This is a genomic window from Porphyromonas somerae DSM 23386, from assembly GCF_000372405.1.
GTDB lineage: Bacteria > Bacteroidota > Bacteroidia > Bacteroidales > Porphyromonadaceae > Porphyromonas_A > Porphyromonas_A somerae.
Genome location: NZ_AQVC01000076.1, coordinates 1 through 4,168, shown reverse-complemented (window position 1 = coordinate 4,168; position 4,168 = coordinate 1). Strand labels below are relative to the sequence as shown.

General features: G+C 48.6%; 2 protein-coding genes. One reads left to right on the top strand and one right to left on the bottom strand.

Features of this window, described 5'->3' with window-relative positions; translation table 11 throughout:
* The first annotated feature begins 93 nt into the window (after positions 1 to 93).
* The gene (locus tag A3GK_RS0109910) at positions 94 to 1,809 is read left to right on the top strand and encodes a RelA/SpoT family protein (protein ID WP_018029293.1); all 1,716 of its coding nucleotides are present in this window, start codon (positions 94 to 96) and stop codon (positions 1,807 to 1,809) included.
* 128 nt (positions 1,810 to 1,937) lie between these two features.
* Here A3GK_RS0109910 and A3GK_RS0109905 read toward each other — a convergent pair whose 3' ends face one another.
* Positions 1,938 to 3,941: an Ig-like domain-containing protein gene (locus tag A3GK_RS0109905; RefSeq protein WP_018029292.1), complete on the bottom strand. Its 2,004-nt coding sequence runs from the start codon at positions 3,939 to 3,941 to the stop codon at positions 1,938 to 1,940.
* Positions 3,942 to 4,168: the final 227 nt, after the last annotated feature.

Below are 4,168 nucleotides of genomic sequence, written 5' to 3'. Positions count from 1 at the left end.
CCCCTCACAGGACTAAAGGCTAGAAAGTCAACATAAAGCAGGATTAATAACAACGTAACATTAACCGAGTCAACCTTTTTCAGGAAACCACATTTGGATGCCGAGGGACAAGCCGACCTCAGCATTGAGGTCTCCTTTTTATTCGCACCTTTGGCTCACCGACTGGGGCTTTACAGTATCAAGAGTGAGATGGAGGATATGTGCTTGAAGTACACCGATAGAAGCACCTACAACTTTATCAAAGATAAACTAGCAGAGACCAAGCGGTCGCGTGATGCCTATATCGCTAAGTTTATAGAGCCTGTAGAGAAGGCTCTGAAGGCGGTGGGCTTGAAGTTTTCTATTAAGGGACGAACAAAGTCCATCTCATCGATCCGCAATAAACTGGTGAAGCAAAAGATAGAGTTTGAAGCGATCTACGACCTCTTTGCCATCCGGGTGATACTTGACGCTCCTCTTGAGGAAGAGCGGAGCCAATGCTGGAAAGCTTACTCTATTATCACCGATATGTTTCAGCCCAATCCTAAGCGACTAAAGGATTGGCTCTCCATACCCAAGAGCAATGGGTATGAGAGCCTCCATATCACCGTGATGGGTCCAGAGCAGAAGTGGGTAGAGGTGCAGATCCGCACCGAGCGTATGGATGAAATCGCTGAGAAGGGGCTGGCAGCTCACTGGCGGTACAAGGGGGTGAAGAGTGAAACGGGGCTAGATGACTTTATGACCAGTGTGCGGCAAGCGATGGAAAATAAGTCGGCAAGCCCCGAGGAGCTGATCCAAAACTTTAGGATGAACCTCTACGATGAGGAGATCTATGTCTTTACACCTAAGGGAGACTTGGTGAAGCTCCCTAAGGGGGCAACCGTGCTCGACTTCGCCTATGCTATCCATAGCGGGTTAGGAGCGAAGACGGTCTCTGCCCAGGTCAATGGGCGGAATGTAAGTATTCGGCAACCCCTCAATAATGGCGATACCGTCTCGGTCAATACCTCCTCCAACCAAACACCGAGTGCCGATTGGCTCCGATTTGTGGTGACCAGTAAAGCACGCTCCAAGATCCGCCAAGCTCTACGAGTGGAGTCGGAGCGAGCCATCGCGATCACCAAAGAGGAGATGCATCGACGTATGCGCAATCGCAAGCTGGAGTATGATGAGGCACTATTCGTCCGCCTTTTGAAGAAAAAGGGGCTTAAGGTGACGAGTGAATTCTTTCACGAGGTAAATGAAGGGCGGATAGACCTCAATGTTTTCCTTGATGAGTACAAGCAGGCTCAGGAGGCACCTTCGCAAGGGAGTGATGAGGGTCCCTTATCAGCTGATAAATACATTGCCCGTACAGAGGCTGAGAAGATAGTGGAAGAGGATGACAATATTCTGACCATTGATAATGGCATCTCGGGCGTCGATTACCAGCTATCCAAGTGCTGTAACCCGATTTATGGCGACCGGATCTTTGCCTTTGTCTCTCGCTCGGGAATAAAGATTCATCGTATGGACTGCCCCAATGCCCTAGATATGTTTAATCGCTTCGGATATCGAATCCTCAAGGCGCGCTGGAAGGGAGATGCTAGGCAGGGAGTGGAGATTGTGCTGAGAGTGGTAGGGCACGACAACCTGAGCATTGTGCATTCGGTGGTCAATCAAGTAGCAACGGTAGAGGGAGTGACTCTCCGAGACTACAGCATTAAGTCGGCCGATGGACTCTTTCAAGCTCTGCTTAATCTGCACCTCCATAATCCTTCTCAGGTGAATACTCTCCTCAAAACAGTGCGAGAGGTGAGCGGGGTCAAGAGCGTGGAGCGTCTATAACTGAGACTGTTGCACGAAGGCAATCTGCTACGTTGCTTTCGGAATTCGGGCTCGGTCACATACGTGAAGAGGCGGGAGAACACCTAGGTGCACTTCCGCCTCTTTTATAAAGGTTGCACGACACGTGGCTAGTACTGACTACCAGCTGGCATCATGCCGCCTAGTCCACCTAGTCCGCCCATGCCACCCATTGAGTTCATATTGCCTTGGTCGCCTGCGCCACTTCTTCGCTTTTTCAGTTCTTCTTCACGCTCTTTGTTGCGGTCTTTCCGCTCTGTTGCCTTCGGTTTATTTTTGATCATCTCCTTTGGCTTTTGCTGGTCTATAGGTGTAGTAAGTGGAGAAAAGGTTTCGGTTACCTTCCAATTCTTCATCACCTCCAATATCTTAGGCATATAGTAGACCTGCTCGGGCTGAATGCTATCGCGGTAGCTACCTGGATCCCACTGTCCATTGCCATTGCTATCAATGATCAGTCGGAAGGCATACTTCTGTGGCTTTAGGTCGGAAAATAGTATCTTCGGCTGGTCGGTGACAATGGTGCGAATAGGCTTATCATCTGTGCTTAATAGCTCGCCAATAAAGGGACCCTCAACGCCCGAAATATCAATAGTGAGCTGTGCAAACTCCTCCTTGGGCTGTGTCTTGAAAGCATCAACGGCAGTCTCGGCAAGGTGATGTCCATAGACATCAACAAACTTAGCACTATCCACGTAGAGCTCGTACGAAGTATTGTATTGCAAGAGAGCCTTAATCATACCGCTAGTAGCTCGGTCGGGAAGCATCCAGATAGAGTCTATAGGCAGAGGCTTAAGGATACTGTCATTGGCATTGAATAGCTCAAAGGCCTTAAAGGCAGTAGTATCAATAGGCAGTGAGGTGTGGAAGAGTATGGAGTCGTTGACCCCTCCATCGCCCTTGTGTTCTATCCTGATGGTCAGCTTAGACTTTTTGTCCTTTTCTTTCGTCTCCTCCTTTTCCTCTTTAGTCTCTTTTTTTGGCGGTTTAGGGAGATTCAGTTTTAGGGTATCGCTCACCTGAGTAGGCAAGTTGAGACTATCTACCGATTGGTAACTAACTACAAACTGATTAATTCCTTTCCAGTGTGGGTCGGTGAAGAAGGCAGTGGCCTCGTGCTTCTCCTGATTGAGATCGTAAATAGGCGGAGTGCCCTCTACCTCCCTGAGTAGGGAGTCTTTTAGCTCCAAGGCCTTGACCTCAATCCCCTCCTTTGGAAGCAGGTTGAAAGTGAGCTTTATCTGCATTGAATCGGGACGCTCACGCTTGCTGATATATCGCCGTGGTGTCTGTGGCTCGTAGTACATGAGCACCAAGTCATCAGGCAGATAGCGGGTGTAGGGTACTGTCTTAATGGTATCAATCGTGAGGCTATCCACCCAAAGAGTATCTTGCCGTGTGCTTGCCATACTGGTAGTGGTGATGAGGCTATCAAGGAAAGCAATCCCCTCCGTAGGCATATCGTGTCGGTAGTTGCCATCGCTCTCCTTGAGTGCGTAGACCCGATACTTGCCCTCTTTGATATTTCGCATCACAAACTGTGCTCTATCGCCCGTGCGACTCATGCGGAGAAGAGTGGTATCTGTAAAGGCATTCCAACCAGCACTATCTGGCTGTATTCCGACCAATAGGCCTTGCATCGGCTCATGGTTACGGATATTGAGTACCTTACCCGAGATCTCCATGGTATCAATTTCATTGCCAGTACTAAAGGCGTAAGAAAAGTTTTCAAGAGGATTCCCTTCGTTATTATCCACAATGGCATCGGTAAAGTCAATGGTGTAGGTGGTATTGGGTATTAAATCGTCTTCCAAGGCAACGGTGACCCGCTTTCCAACCGCCATAATCTTTGGTTGCTGGAGCTGTGGTGGTGAGATGATTACCTTGGTAGAGACGTCCTTTATCTGAACATACTCGTCAAAGGTAAGCACCACCTTCTTTTTAGTCACATTGAGCGCCTTATCCTCGGGCTTCGCACCGACTAGTTTTGGCGGCGTAACATCGTATGGGCCTCCATCGGGAGCCACACGATTGGCACACCCATAGAGCATCCCTATGAGGAGTAGAAGCGGGGTGAGGACCAGTTGGACGGTCCGAATACTATCTTTATTCATATCATTATCAAACAGAATACGATACAAAATTAGTCAATTCCGAGCAATTGGGAGGGGTATTAAGGAGAGATTGCTATTTTTTGTCTCATAATCCTGATTCGCAGGGCTACGCATTTGAAGTTAATGACCCTATTGAGAATGTTGCACAAAGTGCCATTCTCGCACATTTGCTTCAAATGTGCTGAGACTTTGCACGAAGGATGAGATGCAAGGCGCTGAGGATGAGG